The sequence below is a fragment of the Labrenzia sp. ATLA3 genome, from assembly GCF_057180185.1.
The window spans coordinates 835,273-853,060 of sequence record NZ_JBXUKV010000001.1; the positions used below are offsets into that span (position 1 = coordinate 835,273).

Annotated in this window: 21 protein-coding genes and 1 tRNA gene; 8 read left to right on the plus strand and 14 right to left on the minus strand. The window is 58.7% G+C overall.

The genetic code is table 11. The features are described from left to right. Positions 1–55: 55 nt before the first annotated feature. Positions 56–781, minus strand: a complete 726-nt coding sequence (locus AC2A6O_RS03760) for a type 1 glutamine amidotransferase domain-containing protein (protein ID WP_498925784.1) — start codon at positions 779–781, stop codon at positions 56–58. A gap of 131 nt (positions 782–912) precedes the next feature. Between AC2A6O_RS03760 and AC2A6O_RS03765 the strand changes: the two genes are divergently transcribed. Beyond that, positions 913–1,785 (plus strand): LysR family transcriptional regulator, encoded by an 873-nt coding sequence (locus AC2A6O_RS03765; RefSeq protein ID WP_498925785.1) that lies wholly within the window; start codon positions 913–915, stop codon positions 1,783–1,785. Positions 1,786–1,895: 110 nt separating this feature from the next. Here AC2A6O_RS03765 and AC2A6O_RS03770 read toward each other — a convergent pair. Then, a tRNA-Ser gene (locus AC2A6O_RS03770) sits at positions 1,896–1,985 on the minus strand. Positions 1,986–2,100: 115 nt separating this feature from the next. Between AC2A6O_RS03770 and AC2A6O_RS03775 the strand changes: the two genes are divergently transcribed. The 3 genes from AC2A6O_RS03775 (at position 2,101) to AC2A6O_RS03785 (ending at position 4,072) form a co-directional block, all read left to right on the plus strand. After that, positions 2,101–2,310, plus strand: coding sequence for a hypothetical protein (locus AC2A6O_RS03775; protein WP_498925786.1), 210 nt, complete (start codon positions 2,101–2,103; stop codon positions 2,308–2,310). Positions 2,311–2,333: 23 nt separating this feature from the next. Then, positions 2,334–3,107: a DUF1796 family putative cysteine peptidase gene (locus AC2A6O_RS03780; RefSeq protein ID WP_498925918.1), complete on the plus strand. Its 774-nt coding sequence runs from the start codon at positions 2,334–2,336 to the stop codon at positions 3,105–3,107. Positions 3,108–3,307: 200 nt separating this feature from the next. Continuing rightward, on the plus strand, positions 3,308–4,072 hold the full coding sequence (locus tag AC2A6O_RS03785) for a DUF930 domain-containing protein (protein ID WP_498925788.1): 765 nt from the start codon (positions 3,308–3,310) through the stop codon (positions 4,070–4,072). Between the two features lie 111 nt (positions 4,073–4,183). Here AC2A6O_RS03785 and AC2A6O_RS03790 read toward each other — a convergent pair whose 3' ends face one another. Beyond that, the gene (locus AC2A6O_RS03790; protein WP_498925919.1) at positions 4,184–4,423 is read right to left on the minus strand and encodes a hypothetical protein; all 240 of its coding nucleotides are present in this window, start codon (positions 4,421–4,423) and stop codon (positions 4,184–4,186) included. A gap of 568 nt (positions 4,424–4,991) precedes the next feature. On the opposite strand from AC2A6O_RS03790, the gene AC2A6O_RS03795 reads away from it, so the two are divergent. From AC2A6O_RS03795 to AC2A6O_RS03805, 3 genes are all read left to right on the plus strand, one after another. Then, positions 4,992–5,414: a DUF2147 domain-containing protein gene (locus tag AC2A6O_RS03795; protein WP_498925789.1), complete on the plus strand. Its 423-nt coding sequence runs from the start codon at positions 4,992–4,994 to the stop codon at positions 5,412–5,414. Positions 5,415–5,528: 114 nt separating this feature from the next. Next, on the plus strand, positions 5,529–6,002 hold the full coding sequence (locus AC2A6O_RS03800) for a DUF2147 domain-containing protein (protein ID WP_148584494.1): 474 nt from the start codon (positions 5,529–5,531) through the stop codon (positions 6,000–6,002). Between the two features lie 33 nt (positions 6,003–6,035). Next, entirely contained in the window at positions 6,036–6,434 is a 399-nt protein-coding gene (locus AC2A6O_RS03805; RefSeq protein ID WP_498925790.1) for a nuclear transport factor 2 family protein, read from the plus strand. 4 nt (positions 6,435–6,438) lie between these two features. Here the strand turns inward: AC2A6O_RS03805 and AC2A6O_RS03810 are convergent, their stop codons facing one another. From AC2A6O_RS03810 to AC2A6O_RS03855, 10 genes are all read right to left on the minus strand, one after another. Continuing rightward, entirely contained in the window at positions 6,439–6,915 is a 477-nt protein-coding gene (locus AC2A6O_RS03810; protein ID WP_498925791.1) for a GNAT family N-acetyltransferase, read from the minus strand. A 35-nt stretch (positions 6,916–6,950) separates the two neighbouring features. Further along, positions 6,951–8,495 carry a glycosyltransferase family 39 protein gene (locus tag AC2A6O_RS03815; RefSeq protein ID WP_498925792.1) on the minus strand — a complete coding sequence of 515 codons (1,545 nt, stop codon included), beginning with the start codon at positions 8,493–8,495 and terminating at the stop codon, positions 6,951–6,953. 109 nt (positions 8,496–8,604) lie between these two features. Further along, positions 8,605–9,393 (minus strand): transporter substrate-binding domain-containing protein, encoded by a 789-nt coding sequence (locus AC2A6O_RS03820; RefSeq protein ID WP_162855029.1) that lies wholly within the window; start codon positions 9,391–9,393, stop codon positions 8,605–8,607. Positions 9,394–9,432: 39 nt separating this feature from the next. Then, positions 9,433–10,143 (minus strand): amino acid ABC transporter permease, encoded by a 711-nt coding sequence (locus AC2A6O_RS03825; protein WP_498925793.1) that lies wholly within the window; start codon positions 10,141–10,143, stop codon positions 9,433–9,435. Beyond that, positions 10,140–10,820: an amino acid ABC transporter permease gene (locus AC2A6O_RS03830; RefSeq protein WP_498925795.1), complete on the minus strand. Its 681-nt coding sequence runs from the start codon at positions 10,818–10,820 to the stop codon at positions 10,140–10,142. Before AC2A6O_RS03830 ends, AC2A6O_RS03825 begins: the two co-directional genes overlap by 4 nt. Positions 10,821–11,066: 246 nt before the next feature. Further along, positions 11,067–11,462, minus strand: coding sequence for a GFA family protein (locus AC2A6O_RS03835; RefSeq protein WP_498925796.1), 396 nt, complete (start codon positions 11,460–11,462; stop codon positions 11,067–11,069). Positions 11,463–11,466: 4 nt separating this feature from the next. After that, positions 11,467–12,948 carry an Asp-tRNA(Asn)/Glu-tRNA(Gln) amidotransferase subunit GatB gene (gatB, locus tag AC2A6O_RS03840; protein WP_498925797.1) on the minus strand — a complete coding sequence of 494 codons (1,482 nt, stop codon included), beginning with the start codon at positions 12,946–12,948 and terminating at the stop codon, positions 11,467–11,469. Between the two features lie 229 nt (positions 12,949–13,177). Beyond that, a complete protein-coding gene (locus AC2A6O_RS03845) occupies positions 13,178–13,462 on the minus strand; it encodes an EscU/YscU/HrcU family type III secretion system export apparatus switch protein (protein WP_498925798.1) in 285 nt (94 codons plus the stop codon). A 13-nt stretch (positions 13,463–13,475) separates the two neighbouring features. Next, entirely contained in the window at positions 13,476–14,540 is a 1,065-nt protein-coding gene (gene fliK / locus AC2A6O_RS03850; RefSeq protein WP_498925799.1) for a flagellar hook-length control protein FliK, read from the minus strand. 1,580 nt (positions 14,541–16,120) lie between these two features. Beyond that, positions 16,121–16,333, minus strand: coding sequence for a hypothetical protein (locus AC2A6O_RS03855; protein WP_498925800.1), 213 nt, complete (start codon positions 16,331–16,333; stop codon positions 16,121–16,123). Between the two features lie 43 nt (positions 16,334–16,376). Between AC2A6O_RS03855 and AC2A6O_RS03860 the strand changes: the two genes are divergently transcribed. Further along, positions 16,377–16,619, plus strand: coding sequence for a DUF6455 family protein (locus AC2A6O_RS03860; RefSeq protein WP_148585570.1), 243 nt, complete (start codon positions 16,377–16,379; stop codon positions 16,617–16,619). 70 nt (positions 16,620–16,689) lie between these two features. Here AC2A6O_RS03860 and AC2A6O_RS03865 read toward each other — a convergent pair whose 3' ends face one another. Further along, positions 16,690–16,992: a phosphatidylglycerophosphatase gene (locus AC2A6O_RS03865; protein ID WP_498925801.1), complete on the minus strand. Its 303-nt coding sequence runs from the start codon at positions 16,990–16,992 to the stop codon at positions 16,690–16,692. Between the last annotated feature and the right edge of the window lie 796 nt (positions 16,993–17,788).

A 17,788-nucleotide genomic window follows, 5' to 3' on the forward strand; every position in this document is an offset into this window, starting at 1 on the left:
GTCCCTCGTGTGAAGTAACGACTATCAGGGTCCGGCAGACGGGATGGCCCCGAACTTAAGCCGCTACCGGCGGGTCGATTGCCGCCACCAGCAATTCGGCGACGGCCTGAACCGAAGCCGGGTTCTGGCCGGTGATCAGATTCCCGTCACGGATGGCGCAGCTGGCAAAATTGTCGGTGCCTTCGAAGATCGCTCCATTGGCCCGCAATGCGCTTTCAACCAGAAATGGCACCGTTTTCGTCAATCCCACGGCCTCCTCTTCGGCGTCGGTAAAGGAATTGACGCGCCGCCCTTGAACGATGGGGGTCCCGCTAGAAGTCCTTGCCTCGATCAATCCGGCGGGGCCATGGCAAACGGCGCCGACAATGGCATTTCGATCAAACATGCGGCCAACAACACGGGCCAGATTAGCGGATTGAGCGAAATCCCACATGGTGCCATGGCCACCGGGAAGGAAGATCAGGTCACAGGCATCGGGATCGACATCTGCGATGGCGATGGAGCTCTGCAGTGCAGCCATCGCGGCTGGATCGTCCAGAAACCGCTGAACCGAGGATTTACGGCTTCCTTCCTCGCCTATCGAAACTGGATCGGCAGGCGGTCTGCCACCGGCAATTGAAGCGATTTCGACGGTCACGCCGGCATCATGCAAGGCCCAATAGGGCGTTGCCATCTCATCCATGTAAAAACCCGTCCTGCGTCCCGCCTGCGCGCCGGCCTCGGCGGGAAAGGCGCCGACGGAGGTCAGAACAATCAAGGCTCGATTTGGTGCGAAAGTCATGCGTTCATCCATTTATGAGGGCTCGGCATCGGAAGCCATGCTCAGGATGTAGGTCGCTCCAGTTATTCGCAGTAGCAAGAAGTTCATGTAGCTGCCATAATTTATCTTATGTCTACTCGCGGTTTTTGGCCATGAATCTCAATCATCTTCGCACCTTCGTCGAGGTCTGGCGCACGAGATCCATTTCACGCGCATCGGACATTTTGAACATCACCCAGCCCGCCGCCTCGGGCCAGATCAGGGCGCTGGAAGCCGAGCTTGGCCATGCCCTGTTTCGTCGTCACGCGAGAGGCGTCGAGCCGACTGTGGTTGCCAATGAGCTGGTAAACATGATTGGCGACAGGCTTGATGGTGCTGACGCGGCGTTTGAACGGCTGCGGTTGCGTTCGGATGCGTTGGAAGGCGTCGTTCACTTCGCCGGACCTGCGGAGTTCGTGGGGGCTTCAATGCCGCCCGTTACCGCCGTCTTGGCCACGCAGGGAATTGACCTGCATATCCGCTTGGGTGGGCGGGATGCAATCTATCAGTGGTTCGCGGATGAAGTGATAGAGCTTGCGATCACGGCCTCCGAACCCGATGATCGGGCACTTGGCTATCAATCCGTTTTCGAGGAAGAGCTGCTTGTCGTTGCAGCCCCGAATCTCGATCTAACTTCGATCCCTCGCGCTGACTGGCCGTGGCTGGCCTATGATGAAACATTGCCACTGATCCGCAGCTATCTTGCCGCCGTTCACACCGACATTTCAGCGCGCCCGGCTCTGATCGCAGGGTCGCTGACTTTTTTGCGGGATGCCGCGATGGCTGGAGCTGGCGTCGCGGTTCTTCCTGACTATCTTTGCAGCGCCGCGATCAGCGAGGGAAAGCTTGTCCATGTCGACCCGATAAACCGGCTTCCGGCCAATTGCATCTTCCTCGCATGGCGCAAGGCCGCGCTCCGCAGCCCCCGTGTCGTGTTCACCCGAGACAGATGCCTCGTAGAACTTGCAAAGCTGGAAGCCAGATAAGGTTCGGGAGTCATTCGATAGTACGCACTCAACAGCCGACCCGATGAGGGGCGGTCAGTAGCGTACAATCGGCGGCGCGATGGCTATTGGAAACGGCAATCGGCGGCCAATGGCGGAGAGGAAGGGATTCGAACCCTCGAGACGGTTGCCCGTCTACTCCCTTAGCAGGGGAGCGCCTTCGACCACTCGGCCACCTCTCCGGTAACGCCCGTGTACGAAGAAAAGCCTCACAGTTCAAGGCGTTTTTTGCGTCTTCTCACTTTTTCCACCGAGCTTGGGCGCGCAACTTCCGGCAGGTGCAAAGGAGGCGTGAACGTGGAAACGCGGCTGCATCTGCGCGAAATGCACATTCACTCGTTTCAATTTCAAAAAGTGCGTCCTGCTTTTTCATCCGCGGCGCCGAAGGGGCCAGTTTCATTGAGCGAGATTTTACTTATTTCCTCGCTACCCCTGTTCTCTTTCCATCCGAGAGTTGACTTTCTGCGCGCTCCCGGCAAAACGAGCATCTTTCGTCGTCAAAACTGAGCTGCGGGTGATATTTGAAAAACGTGTTCGTTTCGCTGGGTGGTGGGTGTGACGTGGCGACCAACCTCAAGAAACTCGGCCTCAGGCTTGAGCCTTATCCATTCGACTGGCTTTGGAACCTCGATGCGGGACTAGACTACGTGTCGAAAATTATTGCCACAGATTTCAAACATCTGAGCAACAAGGACGACTACATTTTCGCATCACACCAGATCAGTCCGGGTGAAAAGTTCCTCATCTTCAAAAGCTACCCCAAAATTGCGCATTTGCATTCCAATCCATACGAGAACGATGACGTCCTTGAAGATTACAGGGTTCGGATCAACCGGTTCCGGAAGCTGATCTCCAACACCAACGAAAAAGCCACCTTCATTTACTATCGAAACGCGGATGTAGCGGAAGACAATCTCGCAAACAGCCTTCAGTCGGAGTTGGCTTATTTGAAACGTGAAGCCGCGCTTTTTGAAGATATGATGGCGCGCATTCATCCTCAAAAACCGTTCATACTGGTCAGCCTTCTGGCCATACCTGACGATTGTTTTGACAATCATTCCCTCAAAGAGGACTTGAGACACATTTGCGCAGCAGGCCGGTCAGCCAGGGTGACTTTCGAAATTGTGCCCCTTCGCGACGACCGGCATCCCGAAAAACTCAAGGCTTGGTCAGGGGAATGGTGTACGGCTCTCAAACGAGCGAAGGCCATTTCCATGCTGGAACTTGTTGGCGGGAAATTGTCGAAGCGGAAGATCCGCGCGAAAAAGAAGATTGCACAGCTGCTCGCTCCTGTTTCCGTGTGACAATAGGCTAGCGTCCGAACTTTTCTTGCGAAACCGGATCGCTGACGAGGCAACGACCTCAGAATGATTTGGCATGAGAATAGCCGTGTCCGGTCCTGCGTGTGAACTGCCCGGCATCCAGCCCCTCCCCTTCATAATTAAGCCGCAGTCCTCTGGTGCGATGGGCACTCTTCAACTTGTCCGAGTATCGGAGAAGTGCCATGGCCGAGCTCACTCCTCCGACACATCCGGCACATCTGACACGCTTTGTCGCGGAAAAGTTTCCGTGGCTCTGTGCGCTTTGGCTGCACCTTGTGCTTTATGTGGTGTTGAGCGACGCAGCTCTGTGGCGGAGCGTTTTGCCGGATCCGCCTGAGCCTGTCTCGGTCGAGATCATTCCGGAATTCCTGCCACCATCCCCGCCGGAAGTGCCAGCGGAGGAACCTCAAGAAATCCAACCGCAAACGGCAGCGGTTCCGCCGCAGAGTTTGCCCGATCCGGCTCCCGGTTCAACGGGCGCTACGGACCAGCCGTCCTCCTCAAGTGCCCGTGTGCCGGAACAGACAGCCCCGCCGTCTTCTGCCCCCAAACCTGAACAGGAGTGGGTTACTGCCAAAACCTATTTTGCCACTGACGTGCTGGACGACCCGCGCTCCGCGCAGGCACGTGAGTTTCTTCCGACACTTACAAGTGAAGACGGGCGCGAGCAGATATGCGCGCTGGAGGCGATGGAGCAGGTGCGCCATGCACGGCCGGGGTTCAAGCCAACACGGCTTGCGCCGCACGCTTTCCGCAATTCATTTCAAAAGGAAAATACGATCGTCGTGCCCGCCGGTGCGCTCAGAAGCAACAGGGTCTGGTATGAGATCGCCTATAGGTGCCGGCTGGACGCCAGCGGCAAGGTCGTCAACGGGTTCGAATATGCGCTTGGTGCGCCCATCGACCGATCGCTCTGGGACGAATACGGTCTCGCGCCGGTCTATTGACCGGATCGTCCCGGCAAAGCTCCGGGTACTGGACGCGGCAGAAACCTGTGCTGCCGCGTCAGGGTGTGAAATTTGGTTCAGGTGCCGTATGGCCGGCAGCCTTCACGCAGTTCAATGCATCGACAGCCATTCACGGGCCGAACGCTGCGCTTCGGCGATTTCGGTCGAGGACATTTCACCGGAGATTTCCTTGCGGTAACGTGCTGCGTCCTTGTTGCCCTTGAGAGCGGCAATGTTGAACCACTTATGCGCGGTGATCAGGTCCGTCGTACCATGACGGCCACATGCGCTGTCCAGACCCATCTGGAACAGGATATCAGCGGTAACCGGCTTTTCGCCAATGATGGCCATATCGGCCGAGTTGATTTCAAAACGAGCCATAACGCTCCCCTTTCGTCGTCTTTTCGACTTCTGTGGAACGGGCCGATCCTTCTGGATCGACCGTTCCGGTTCCTACTGCCAATCGGTCGCGTTGCTGAACACAAATGCCTGGCACGGACCGACCCAAGAAACACAAGCTTTCATGAAGCTTTCCCCGTTGTTTCTTGACCTCTACTTCATCAGCAGCAGTTAAAAGGGGCGTTAAGAGACACGTTTAACGTAATGCGAATAAAATTTTAAATAAGTCTGAAATTCATAATGCGGTAAGTATGTGGTTGAAATTTCCTCTTTTCAATCAATCACATTCTCCGAAAATTTGACAAGGTCGATCAACCTTCTGTTCACCATGGATTCGTTTCCACATCTCTTTGTCTGACTGTGTCCCTCTCCGGGGTTACCAGATCGCAGCGCTTCGCTTTCTCTCCACCAGCACAAGGTTTTCGATAGAGGTGACGTTGGGTGACGGCTTTTCAGCGGGTTTTCAGGCCTATACATTCCCTTTCCGTAAACGGAAGGCATTCCGCTTTGGGAGGAACAAATGCTCAAGACCATTCTGACGTCCGCATTTCTGGCGGGCGCCCTCATCACCACATCGGCAACGATATCCCTGGCCGGCGATGCCACGGGCGACTGGGTTCGTCCCAACGGCGCTTCCAAGATCCGGATCAGCTCCTGCGGCAGCTCCCTGTGCGGCAAGCTGATCTGGCTGCGGGACCCGCGCAATGACACGAAGAACCCGGACGCCGCCAAACGGGACCGGCCCTTATTGGGCGTGCAGATCGTTCAGGCCATGAAGCCGACCGACAAGGAAGATCAGTGGAAGGGCAAGGTCTATAACGCCGAGGATGGCAAGACCTATACCGGTTTCATTGAACTGACGTCCGCCAACGCGCTGAAGCTGGAGGGTTGCGTCATGGGTGGCCTGATCTGCAAGGGGGAAACCTGGAAACGGGTGCAATAAACGCCTGACCAGAGCCTGAAATTGCCAAATCAACTGATTTGGCCTTTCCTCCGTCGCAATTGCCGGTCACAGATTGTGGCGCAGTCGTCACCAGCATTGCGGCGGGGGATAATCTTGGTTCCTTTTTCTTTCTTTGTGTCTGCTTTTCCAGCTTCCAAACTTTATTCACGCGCGGGTCTGTTTGCGCTTCTGCTTGCGGGGGCTGGTGGAGAAGCCGCGGCCGCGCCGGACATCAACGGCAAATGGCAGACACCGGCAGGGGCCGTCATCAAGATTGAAAAATGCGGCAAGGTGCCCTGTGGCAAGATCGTCCGGTTTCCAGCGCCCAAAGGCTATTCCATGGAATCCACGCCGGATCTCAAAAACAATGACCCAAGCAAGCGCAAGCGGAAGGTGCTCGGCCTGACCGTGCTCTGGCGGCTTGCACCGCAAAAGAATAGCTGGAAAGGCCGGGTCTACGACCCTCGGCGCGGCTTCAGCGCAAATGCCACCGTACACCGCAAAAGCGCATCCGCCCTGGAAGTACAGGGCTGCGTCCGCGTTGTCTTCAATGTGTGCGAGAAGGAAACCTGGCGCCGGGTCGACTGACCACGCCAATTTCCAAGATCAGCCCGGTGAACCATGCCTGATACGAGCCTCCAGCTAGCGGATGTCGAAACGCTCACAAGGCTGGAAGAAAGCCTGTGGCAGACCGAAACGCGTTACGAACCGGTCCTGATGGATCGGCTTTTTGCGGACGACTTTTTGGAATTCGGCCGATCCGGCCGTGTTTACTTGCGTGAAGACCTTATCCTGCCTGCCAGTGCAAAGCGGCCCATTCATGTGTGCTTGCCCCTGCCCCGCCTGAGGTTCACGGTGATCGACACAAACTCGGTGCTCGTGACCTATGTCAGCGAAGTCCGACGCGAGAGCGGTGAGGTTGAACGGGCGAACCGCAGTTCGATCTGGAGCAGACATAACGGAGCCTGGAAACTGAGGTTCCATCAGGGCACGCCGATCCAGACACCGGCTGATACCTGAAGGCTCAGACGAACATCTTCTTGTAGCCTAGATGACTTTGGTCATAGCCAAGGCGTTTGTAGAAGTGATGGGAGCCTGCACGTTCCTTGTTCGACGTCAGTTGCACCATGCAGGCGTTGCCCTGTCGTGCCAGGTCCTCGGCCTTCTCCATCATCAACCTGCCGATGCCGGCGCCGCGCTGATCTGCGCGCACATGAACGCTTTCCAGTTCCACCCTGGGGCGGCCCTGAAAGGCGAGGCCCTTCATGAAATGGATCTGGAAGGTACCAACCACCTCGCCGCTTTCCGCAAGCGCTACATAGATGTCGCACTCAGGAGCCGTAACCAGAGCATCAAAAGCCGCTCGGTAATCCTGCCAGTTGGTAAACTCCTTGTCCTTGCGCACGCTGGTTGCGCCCGCATTGATGATGGCGACAATCTCACGCAGATGTTCCGGGCGGGCTTTTTCGATGGAAATCGCTGTGTGTGTTGTGTCCGGCATGATCGGTTCGCACCTTTGGTCGGGAAAGTGTTCGGTCAGCGACAGACGGGGCTTTCGGGCGGGAGCTTGGCAACGCCCCACCAGCTTGTCCGCCAGCCGGGGGCTTTCCACAAATGCGGCCAGGCGCCGGTTAGATATGTTGCCTCCAGCGGCTCGGCAGCGTCCCAGAAAGCGGCTTGCTGAAAGCGCTCTGCGGCAGGCGCATCCGGCTCCCTGTCGCCCTCTTCCCAGATGAAGAAACAGCTTGAACGTGGCGGCGTTCTGGCCGGAATGGCCTTGGTTACAAGGCGGGCGTCAGGGAAGAGAACCCTCAGGTTGCCGCCGGTGTAACCATCGTCAGCAACCAGGGTTGCGTCCGCTGCTCCCAGTTCGGCCAGTGGCGCTTTCAGGTCCGCGTAGGGCTTCATATGCCGGCACTTGCCACCGCACCAGAATTTGTCCGGGGCTATCAACCCGGGAACGCGGGCAAGAAAGGCAACGGCGACGACTGCCAGAAGAATGGCTGTCAGCCAGCGCCACTGTCTTTGGAAACCGAAACGCTCGAGATCGGCGAACAGCCACACGGGCAACAGCAACAGCAGCGGGTGCATGTGCCGTTCCTTCACGTAGGTCGCGCCGGTAAGCGCAATCATCAGCGCGGTCAGCAGGATCATCACCAGAACCGTGCGCCCGCACAGGCGCGCCACGTTACTGACGGTGGGTGTTTCGGGCTGCCTGCGACCGAGATAGCGTGGCCAGAACAACAGCAGCAGTAGCGGAACCAGCGGAACGGAAAAGCCGACAAGTCCGAAGGCGAGTTTCCCGAGCCCTTCGCCGGCGCGCATCAGATGGGATGTTTGTGCGCTGACGCCCATGGTGTCGGAGACCGATGCCAGCAGCTTCAGCCCTTCGCTGAAGATCCAGTAGGCGTAAGGGCTGTAGATCAGTGCCGCCGCAAAGGGCACGAGCACCAGACCTGAAACACGCAGCCGGCTGCGCCAGGATTGGTCGCTTGCCGCGGCCAGGATCAGGGCCAGAACGAAAATCGGGTAGGAATGCTTGCCGAGCAGCCCTGCCCCGGCTGCCATGCCGAACAGCACGTAGAAGCCGAGCCGCCCCGTCTCCAGTGCCTTCAGGAAGAAGAAAGCGCTCATGGCGCAAGCGGTAGTCAGAACCACCGTGTGGGTCACACCTTCATGAAGGTTCCAGCCGAACTGGTAGAACAGCGAATAGGAAAAGACACACAGGGCCGCAAGGCGCGTGTCGTGAATGGCCTTGCGCGCGATCAGGAACAGAAACAGCGCGGCTATGGAAATCAGGGTGTATTTGACGAAAAGCGCCGCCCAGATCGTCGGGCCGAACACCTGTTGCGCAGACCAGAGCAGCCACTCGTAAAGCGGCGGCTGACGCAGCATGTAACCGGGCTCCAGGGTCTGCACCAGAACGTTCTCGAACATGTCGTCCGTGCCGAGCACCGGCGTGTTCAGTGCCCTCAGCAGGATATGCGCCAGCCCCCAGAGGGCGACGATGGCCCAGACGCCAGCAGGCGTTGCATAAAACGGAGCCGGCCTTGTCCCGGCGGTCGAACTGCGAAACATCATGGCAGGGGGATACAAGATTTTCAGAAGCCTGTAACCTCGCATTTTCCCATGCGAAAACAAAAAACGCGCGGCTTGGCACCGCGCGTTTCAAGCGTTCAGCCGGATGGCTTCAAAGGGCTGGCAACGGCGGCAGCGGTGTCTTCAGCCATTTCTTCGAAAGTTCGTCCAGCTTGCCGTTCAGCTTCTTGTGCAGAACGAAAACATTGACCCACTGCAGCAGGTCGATGTTGCCCGTCTTCACACCAATGAAGGACGGCGAGTTGGCGATGATGAACTTGTTTTCCAGATCGAAGTCCGGGTTGTCATTGGAAATACCCAGCGCGACCATGTTGCCGGTCACGATGACATCTGCCTGGCCGGAAACATAGGCAGCGATGGTGGCGGCATTGTCGCCAAACCGGATGATCTCGGCATCTTCCGGCGCATCCGCCGTGATTGCCAGATCTTCAAGCGTGCCGCTGGTGACGGCGATTTTCTTGCCCGAGAAATCCTCGATGGCGGATACTTCAACGTCAGGCTTGGCAAAGGCTCCGGAAAAGAACGGGGCATAGGCAGAAGAGAACCAGATCGACTTTGCCCGTTCCGGATTGGCACCGAGCGTCGCGATTACCAGATCCGCCTTGTCTGTTTCCAGAAACGGAATGCGCTGTTTGGAGGTGACGGGCACCAGTTCCAGTTCGACGCCGAGATCTTCGGCAATCATCTTGGCGACGTCGATATCGTAGCCTTCATACTCGCCTTCGCTGCCCAGCGAGCCGAATGGCGGAAAGTTTTCCGGTGTAGCGATCTTGATCTTGCCGGCTTCCAGAATGTCCTTCAGCTCTGCGGATGCGGGACTTGCGATCATCAAGGCGGCAGATACCGCCAAGCCGGTCAGCCCCAGAAATCTTTTCAACATTACGCGACCCTCCTTCGGTTGTTCTTCAAGCGCGATTTGTCAGGCGGCGGCGGCAGCCCCACCTTTGGACGATGCGGACCCAAGACGCCTTTCCAGACGCCGCGACCACACAGACAACGGAAAACACAGAGAAAAGTAGATCATCGCCATCAGCGGATAGATGACGAAGGGCTGAGTGCCGGGTACGGGTGCGTTCGCCCAGCGTTTGCCAATCGTCATGAGGTCGTGAAAGCCGATGATGTAGGCAAGAGACGTGCCCTTGATGATCTGCACCATGAAGCCGACCGTAGGCGCAATGGCCAGGCGAAACGCCTGCGGCAGAATGATCAGAAGCATGATCTGCGCAAAGGTCATGCCCAGCGCCTTGCCACCTTCATGCTGACCTGCAGGAATGGCTGTCAGCGCCCCGCGCCAGACCTCAGCCAGATAGGCACTGGTATAAAGCGTCAAGGCAATGCCGGCCGCCCGCCACGGATCCACCTGGATCTTGAATAGATGCGGAACACCCAGCCCAAGCAGGAACAGCAGCATCAACAGGGGGACTGACTGGAACAGCCAGGTGTAGGCGGTGAAGATCCGGCGAAGTGTCTTGACCGGCGAAACCCGAGCGGCGGTGACGCACGCACCGATCAAGCCCCCACCGATGAAAGCGATCAGCGACAGATAGATCGTATATTGGGTCGCTTCCAAAAGCTGGAACAGGACGATGCCAAAAGGCTTGCCAAGGATGGCGACAAAGGCGTCTTTCATCGGACCACCTTCCATTTGAACAGCCAGTCATGCAGCAGCGACAGGACTGTTTTGAACCCCAGCGACATCAGCAGATAGATGATCGTGAGCGTGAAGAAGATCTCGAAAGATCGGAAATTCCGGCTGTCGATGAACAGGCCTGCCCAGGTCAGGTCGGCAACGCCGATTTCCGAAATGATGCCGGTCGTCAGGAACAGGAAGATGAACTGACTGTTGAGCGAGGGAAACATGGAGGCGACCGCCTGAGGCAGGCTCACCTTCACGAAGCTGAGCCAGCGCGGCAGGCCAAGCGCATCGGCGGCCTCAGTCTGACCATCATCAAGGGAGGCCAACCCCGCGCGAAGGATCTCGGCAAAATAGGCGGAAAAATTGATCGAGAGCGCCAGCAGTGCATGGGCCCAAAAGGGCCATTGATAGCCAAGCAGCAGCGGCAGCCCGAAAGCGACGAAAAACATCTGCACGATCAGGGGCGTGTTCCGGATGAATTCCACATAAGCCGCCGCCACTTGGGCCAGAACCGGGATCTTGTAATGACGGACAGCGGCCAGCAGTACGGCCAGCAGAAACCCGAGAATGCCGCCGCCGATCGTCAGCGCGGCACTGATGAAAGCCCCCTTGGCAAGAAGCCACAGGTATTCCGGATTCCGGTATATCTCGAAAAATCTAAGGTTGGACATTCATGCCAACCAGAGAAGCAAGGCCACCCTTCATCTCATTCTTCCAATGGTTCGAACCTGAGCCCGAGGAGCAAGGCTTGTGCCAAAGGAAAGAATTGGAGGTCTGCGCAGTAAATCTGCGACACGACTTTAAGTATAAGCGAACGACGAAGGCATTTGCCTATTTATTGATCAGTGTCTTTTTTGAGCAAACTGTAATCGCCCGACATAACCGGAAATCAGGGCCGTCAGCAAGAGCGGGCCGCTTCAGTCCACAAAGGTCCAGGTATCGGCACCGTCGAAATGGCGCAGGCCGATGGCTTCGATGGTACCGGGAGGGGCAAGGCGGAGGTTTACGGCCAGGCGGTCGGGATAGTCTGCCGACAGGCTTTGCCAGTGCGTGGTGCAGCCGCAGGTGCTGCATGTATGGAACGCCAGCCCCTTGTCACCCCAGGAATAACTGAGCGTTGCACCGGGTGCTGCCTTGATCTCGATATCGCCGGTTTTCCCATGGCCCCAGATGGTGCCAAGACGGCGGCAGAGAGAGCAGTTGCATTCAACAGCGTGACGAGGTGGTGTCTTCATTTCATAAGACACCGCCCCGCAATGGCAGGAACCGGTGATGGGCAGCTCGACTTTCGAAGCTGTCCCTTCACCGGCCATGGTCTTATTCCAGACCGATCTTCTGTTTCAGCATGTCGCTGACGGCCTGCGGGTTAGCCTTGCCCTGAGACTGTTTCATCACCTGGCCGACGAACCAGCCGAGCAGACCCGGCTTGGCGATGGCCTGCTGAACCTTGTCCGGGTTTGCGGCAATGATCTCGTCGACGATGGCTTCAATGGCACCAAGGTCGGTCACCTGCTTCATGCCGCGTTCTTCGACGATCTTCGCCGGGTCACCGCCTTCGGTCCACACGATCTCGAACAGGTCCTTGGCGATCTTGCCGGAGATGACGCCCTCCTTGATCAGATCGACGATGCCGCCGAGCTGCGCGGCGGAAACCGGGCTGGTCGAGAGATCCTTGCCTTCCTTGTTCAGGCGGCCGAAGAGTTCGTTGATCACCCAGTTGGCGGCCAGTTTGGCATCGCGGCCCTTGGCGACTTCCTCGAAGAAATCGGCCGAAGCTTTTTCGGCAATCAAGATCTCGGCGTCATAGGCTGTCAGGCCATAGTCGCCCATGAAGCGGTTCTTCTTGTCGTCCGGCAATTCCGGCAGGTGCTGCGCCAGTTCGTCGACGAATTCCTGCGTGAACTCCAGCGGCAGCAGATCCGGATCCGGGAAATAGCGGTAGTCATGCGCCTCTTCCTTGGAGCGCATGGACCGCGTTTCACCTTTCACCGCGTCGAACAGGCGGGTTTCCTGATCGATGGAGCCGCCGTCTTCCAGAATGGCGACCTGACGGCGGGCTTCATATTCGATGGCCTGACCGACGAAGCGGATCGAGTTGACGTTCTTGATCTCGCAACGGGTTCCGAATTCACCGCCCGGGCGGCGAACAGATACGTTGACGTCGGCCCGCATGGAGCCCTGGTCCATGTTGCCGTCGCAGGTGCCGAGATAACGCAGGATGGTGCGCAGCTTGGTCAGATAGGCCTTGGCTTCGTCGGAAGACCGCAGATCCGGCTTGGAGACGATTTCCATCAGAGCCACGCCGGAGCGGTTCAGATCGACGAACGACATGGTTGGATGCTGGTCATGCAGCGACTTGCCGGCGTCCTGTTCCAGGTGCAGACGCTCGACACCGATCTCGACCTGTTCGTCCGGCATGTCGAGCAGGATCTTGCCCTCGCCGACAATCGGCTGCTTGAACTGGGAGATCTGGTAGCCCTGCGGCAGATCCGGATAGAAGTAGTTCTTGCGGTCGAACACGGATTTCAGATTGATCTCGGCCTTGAGCCCGAGGCCGGTGCGGATCGCCTGCCGCACGCATGCCTCGTTGATCACCGGCAACATGCCCGGCATGGCCGCGTCGACAAGGCTGACGTTATCGTTTGGGTCCTTGCCGAATTCCGTGGAGGCGCCGGAAAAGAGCTTGGCTTCGGACGTGACCTGGGCATGGACTTCCATACCGATCACGATTTCCCAATCGCCCGTCGCGCCCTTGATGAATTTCTTCGGATCGGGTGTGCGTACGTCGACAATCGTCATAGTCGTCAAAAATCCTGTTCGTTTTGATTTCGCGCTCGATCAAACAGCGGGGAAGACTTGCTGCGGCGCGAATTTGTAGCCGTTTGATGACCTAGTCGGGAATTGTCCCGGCTGCAAGGTTTTCCTTGCCTGAAACGTCAGCTTTCGCACAGCAGGACGCAGCTTCGCCGCTGAACGGCCTGACAATCCCCTCCCTGCAGCGGTTGACCTTGGGACCAGCCAGGTTGGGTCATTCCAGCGGAGGGTGCTTGGCATGCCCGGTGCGCATGATAAATCCGATCAACACGGCAACCGCCTGATACAGCTCAACCGGAATTTCCTGATCGACCTCGATCTGCGACAGGGCCTCCGCCATCATCGGGTTCTGTTCAATCGGCACGCCTGCTTCACGTGCAAGCCGCTCGATCTGCTCCGCCACGGATCCGGTACCCTTGGCGGTGAGGACAGGAGCACCCTCATTCTCATACTGCAGCGCGACTGCCAGCTTCTTGCCTGGTTTGTCCTGTTCGCTCATGGCCGGTTCCGTCTCATGATTGCCTGTCGATCAGCGCGCCAAATTTGGCGGCGGTTCTCGGCGGTAGCCCCCGGATCAAACGCAGCTCCTGAAGATCCAGCCCCGCATCGGCAAAGGCGGCTTCCATGGTTTCACGCACTGCGTTCAGACTGTCGAAGGTCTCCTTGCGGTCAACCCACAAGCTGGCATAGGTGCCGCCGCCGCGCAGGCTGATCGCGGCTTCAAGCGGGCCCGTGGCCGTCAGATCGAGCGCAAAACGCAGGCGCCAAGCCGGTTCGCTCTCGTCTTCGTCCTTGTTTCCAGCTCCATCGCGGCCGACCTGCATCTGGAGGACGGCCGTTTCATGACCGAACGCAAGCGGCAGCTCGACCACAAGATCCATCGGTCGCGAACCTACCCGCGGCGCATCATCCCTCGACAGTTTCGTGTTGCTGAGCTGGGTGAGCCGCAGCCGTGCCAAGGCAGAATCTGTTTCCTTCAGAAGAGCCTGAAGATTTTGCGGGGCCGCCCCTGCCCAGAAACCGCTGCTGGTCTGTTGCGCCTGCCCGTGCGGCGCCCCATGCCGGGAGGGTGCCGGGGGCTGTCCCGCAGGACGGCTGATTTCGGAGCGCGCACCCAGTTGCTGCAACAGGGCCTTGAACGATAACAGGGCGGACTTCAGGTCGGGCAGCGCAGCTTGCCCCGCTGCAGGCGCGCCAGAAGGCAGCGCCAATTGTGCTTCGCGGAACTGTCCGGACAGGCGTACGGCCTGCTGCAAGTCCTGCGCTGTCGGTGGCTGGGTGGACGGCAGGCGAAACCCGAGGATCTGCTGCATTGCCTTGACCACGGGATCCGGCAGAGAAACGTTTCCGCTGCTCTGCGCCGACATGAGGCTTCCAATCTGGGCAAAGAGACTGCCCAGACCGGCCTGCTGCTCGCTCAGCGGCTGCTTGAGCATGTCTGCGATCTGGCTGGCCGGTTGTAAGCTCGCCGGCGGCAGACTGGCGGATTGCCCTTGTCCGGCAGAGGTGACGGCTTGTGAAACGGATACGCCTGCAGAAGCGGGATAGGGCTGGGAAACGGCGGTGCGCGTCAGCACTGTCGCTTGCCCCCCCGATGACAAGAAGGTACTGCTTGTCTGTGCAGCGGCTTGATTGGCCGCTCCAGGCCCAGGCGGGTTTGCGGTCGGCGCGGAAGACGGACCGGCATTTGACGTTGAGACGAGCGGCGGCGGCTGAGAGCCCGGATTGGAACTGGTACCAATCACGCCGGACGTCGGACCTTGCCCCGGTGCTGTGTTGGCAAGCGGGGTAGCCATTCCTCCCCCAGCTGCTGGCATCGAACCCGATGCCTGTCCGACGACCGGAGCTGGCGCGCCAGGCGTGCTTCCGGCTGGCGGGCTCGGGTTTCCTGCAGCAACACCACCTGGCAGTGGCGCTGATGCCGGATTGCCCTGCGAAGCGGGCGGCGTTGAAGCAACCGCTGAGCCTGTTGCTGGTGAGGCCGGCAGTCCTTGAGCAGGTGCGACGGTGGGGGAAGCAAAAGGAGCGGTCGCCACCGGTGCGGCTTGCACGGGTGAGCCCGTAGCGGCTGGAGCAGTCGCTGCCGCCGGTGTCGACACCGGTTGGCCGGTTTGCTGGCCCGGCACACCAACCCCGGGTTGGCCTGGACTGCTTGGTGCCGGGGCCCCTGCCCCCGGTTGAATCACACCGGTTGCCGCGTTCGCCAAAGCGGCAGGCTGCGCGGACTGAGGAGCTGTGGTGACAGGGCCCCCTGCTTGAGGTGTCGCACTTGCTGGGGGTGGCGCGGTCGCTGTCTGCGGCGTACCTGCGCTTGAGGCCACACTGTTTGGAACCGGCACGGAAAGCTGAGCTTGGCCGGTGGCAACCGGAGGCACCGCAGAACCTTGAACTACAGGGCCTGCCGGAGGTGTCGCATTGCCAGGAACTTGTACCGAAGCGGTCACCGGGGGCAGAGGTTGAGCCTGTGCCGTGTTTCCGGGACCTGCTGGCTGCGACGAAGCGGCCCCTTGTGGGGCCGCGGTTGGAACAGGACCTGCCGGAGGTGGAGCCTGTGGCAGAGGCTGGCCACTACCAGTTGCCTGCCCCGGCGCCGTGTTGACGGACAGGACCTGTATCAAATGCGCCAGAACCGGCGCCGGCTTCGGATAGGCTGCAGCCGTCGAGGGCTGTGGCTGCGATTGCGCGCCGGCCTCCGACAGCAAGAGGGCCTGGCCTGCCTGGCCTATTTGGGCCGCTGCTTGCGATCCCTGAGCTTGGGGTATCTGGCCTTGTGATCCCTGAGCTTGAGGTACCTGAGTTTGCGGGACTTGAGTCTGGGGTGTCTGGGCTTGAGGCGTCTGGAGTGGGGATCCCGGAATTGGCGAAGATGGCACCGGCGTGGCCGGCTGCTGCGTCTGCGCCTGCTCCTTGCCGAGAGTTATCAGGATGGCGGGCTGCTGCCGGGTGCCGGATACGGTCACAGTCACCGCGCCGCCTTCAGGAAGAGGCGCAGGAACGCGCAGCTCCAGCTTTGCATCGGCGGTTGCCAGGCGCACCACGCCTCCCGGCAGGTTCGCCTCGATCTTGGCCTTGAGTTCCGTTCCCGGCTCAAGCCCCTGGTTTACCGCGCCATTTCCGGATGCCTGAGGCAGCGGCGATGCGCTTACCGTTTCAACCATCACACCGTCTCCAGGTGTTGCGGCGCTCCAAAGTGCAGGAGGCTGCCTGGCAGGGTCGCAGAATCATGAACCTTCAGTATGGCCGCTTTCGCGATGCTTGCCCAGAGTTGACCCTGATCAAGGTAACGCAGTTGTTTCTGCAGCAGAGTGTCCTCCTCATTCGGCGCCAAAAACCAGAACGGTGCCAACAGACAGAAGGCCTTGGCAGACATGGTCTGCACATGTCCCGTGGGAAGGAGAAACGGCTTGAACTGGATGAATCGCCTCAACGAGCGTGCCGAACTTATGGGCAGAATGCTGGAAACAATCGGCGCCATGAACCATGTCCCAACGGGCGCGCACACGGACGCGGCCTTGAGATCTGCCGCTCATCGCTGCATCAATTGCACTGAGACAGAAGCCTGTCGTTCCTGGCTGGAGAGCCACCCGGACGGTGCCGACGAGGCGCTGCGAAACTGCCCCAACGCGTCTCTCTTCAACAGCTGGATCAAAAGCTGATCCTTCAGCTCAAGGCTGTGGCCCGCACTTGCCCTTGCATCTTCATCCAGGGGCCGGGCCCTGATGTGCCTCAGGCGCGTTTTGCGCGGCGGCTGAGCCAATAAGTCACGGCAGAGGCGATCAGACCACCGACAAAGCGGAATGGAAAGACCGCCAGCGCACCCGCGTCATGAGCAAATGGCTGCGGCACAGGCAGCGCGCCTATTGCGACGTCCAGAATAAGCGTCAGCGCTGCGGCAGCAAATCCCGCGATCCAGAGCTTTTGCGGCCGGTCTGCCTTCCATCCCAGATATCCGCCGATCAGCAGCGCAAACGGGTTGAGCAGGCCAGCAAGGCCGAAGAGGTCGTACCAGGTTTCGGAAAGCGTCATCATGAGCCTCTCATACCCGCGCACGGGGCAAAATGCGAGCCGGTTTCCGGTTTTGGCGTCACTAAATTGGTGGCAAATTGCTGCAGGCGCCGTCTGAACGGTTTACCGTAAGACTATGTAATTTCATGAAACAGGCCGCCTGCCCCGGCAAGACTCCGAAACATGAACGATCACTCATATCAATTAAAATGGTTTTGCATAGCAAAACTCTATGCTACTTTTGTCTCAGTAAGTATTTACCATGAATTGCCACCGACAGTTCCCATTACCTGTAGCAAGTATTTAAAACCATGACTTTGCATTCCTCTATTGAAACTGACGATCCCACGGTCGAGACCCTCTACAGAACGGACAGGCGTCTCGCCATATTCTGCCATCATTGTGGCCGCTTCCGTTACATGAACTTTGCCCGGTTCACGGGAGATCAAAGAGTATCGTCTTTGAGCGAAAAACTGACTTGCGCCTCTTGTGGCTCGCAGGATGTCGAGGCTGTCGCTGTTTCCCGTGACCCCGACAACGGCTACTGGCCCGCCGAACACAGCTGAGGCCGATCAACGCCTGAAACCGGACAAACGAACACCGATGGTCCGGATCGCTGCGGATTTACAACAGCCACCGACATATCTCACGCCTCGCCTGTCCGTTGAACCTCGGCGCGTTGCCGCATCTTGATGCCTGTGCTACGAGAATTTTTCCAACTGAGAGGTTTTATGCGCGGATTGCAACAGTCCCGGTAAACCCCGGCTGACGTTAGCCGGGGACAGTCACAACAGCGCTGCAAGCGGTTTGCTGCAGCGGC

Excerpts from the sequence above, each read along its gene's own strand:
- AC2A6O_RS03760 (WP_498925784.1), bottom strand. The coding sequence starts at position 781 with ATGACTTTCGCACCAAATCGAGCCTTGATTGTTCTGACCTCCGTCGGC.
- AC2A6O_RS03765 (WP_498925785.1), top strand. The coding sequence starts at position 913 with ATGAATCTCAATCATCTTCGCACCTTCGTCGAGGTCTGGCGCACGAGA.
- AC2A6O_RS03785 (WP_498925788.1), top strand. The coding sequence starts at position 3,308 with ATGGCCGAGCTCACTCCTCCGACACATCCGGCACATCTGACACGCTTT.
- AC2A6O_RS03790 (WP_498925919.1), bottom strand. The coding sequence starts at position 4,423 with ATGGCCATCATTGGCGAAAAGCCGGTTACCGCTGATATCCTGTTCCAG.
- AC2A6O_RS03795 (WP_498925789.1), top strand. The coding sequence starts at position 4,992 with ATGCTCAAGACCATTCTGACGTCCGCATTTCTGGCGGGCGCCCTCATC.
- AC2A6O_RS03805 (WP_498925790.1), top strand. The coding sequence starts at position 6,036 with ATGCCTGATACGAGCCTCCAGCTAGCGGATGTCGAAACGCTCACAAGG.
- AC2A6O_RS03810 (WP_498925791.1), bottom strand. The coding sequence starts at position 6,915 with ATGCCGGACACAACACACACAGCGATTTCCATCGAAAAAGCCCGCCCG.
- AC2A6O_RS03815 (WP_498925792.1), bottom strand. The coding sequence starts at position 8,495 with ATGATGTTTCGCAGTTCGACCGCCGGGACAAGGCCGGCTCCGTTTTAT.
- AC2A6O_RS03820 (WP_162855029.1), bottom strand. The coding sequence starts at position 9,393 with ATGTTGAAAAGATTTCTGGGGCTGACCGGCTTGGCGGTATCTGCCGCC.
- AC2A6O_RS03825 (WP_498925793.1), bottom strand. The coding sequence starts at position 10,143 with ATGAAAGACGCCTTTGTCGCCATCCTTGGCAAGCCTTTTGGCATCGTC.
- AC2A6O_RS03830 (WP_498925795.1), bottom strand. The coding sequence starts at position 10,820 with ATGTCCAACCTTAGATTTTTCGAGATATACCGGAATCCGGAATACCTG.
- AC2A6O_RS03835 (WP_498925796.1), bottom strand. The coding sequence starts at position 11,462 with ATGGCCGGTGAAGGGACAGCTTCGAAAGTCGAGCTGCCCATCACCGGT.
- gatB (WP_498925797.1), bottom strand. The coding sequence starts at position 12,948 with ATGACGATTGTCGACGTACGCACACCCGATCCGAAGAAATTCATCAAG.
- AC2A6O_RS03845 (WP_498925798.1), bottom strand. The coding sequence starts at position 13,462 with ATGAGCGAACAGGACAAACCAGGCAAGAAGCTGGCAGTCGCGCTGCAG.
- AC2A6O_RS03855 (WP_498925800.1), bottom strand. The coding sequence starts at position 16,333 with ATGTCTGCCAAGGCCTTCTGTCTGTTGGCACCGTTCTGGTTTTTGGCG.
- AC2A6O_RS03860 (WP_148585570.1), top strand. The coding sequence starts at position 16,377 with ATGAATCGCCTCAACGAGCGTGCCGAACTTATGGGCAGAATGCTGGAA.
- AC2A6O_RS03865 (WP_498925801.1), bottom strand. The coding sequence starts at position 16,992 with ATGATGACGCTTTCCGAAACCTGGTACGACCTCTTCGGCCTTGCTGGC.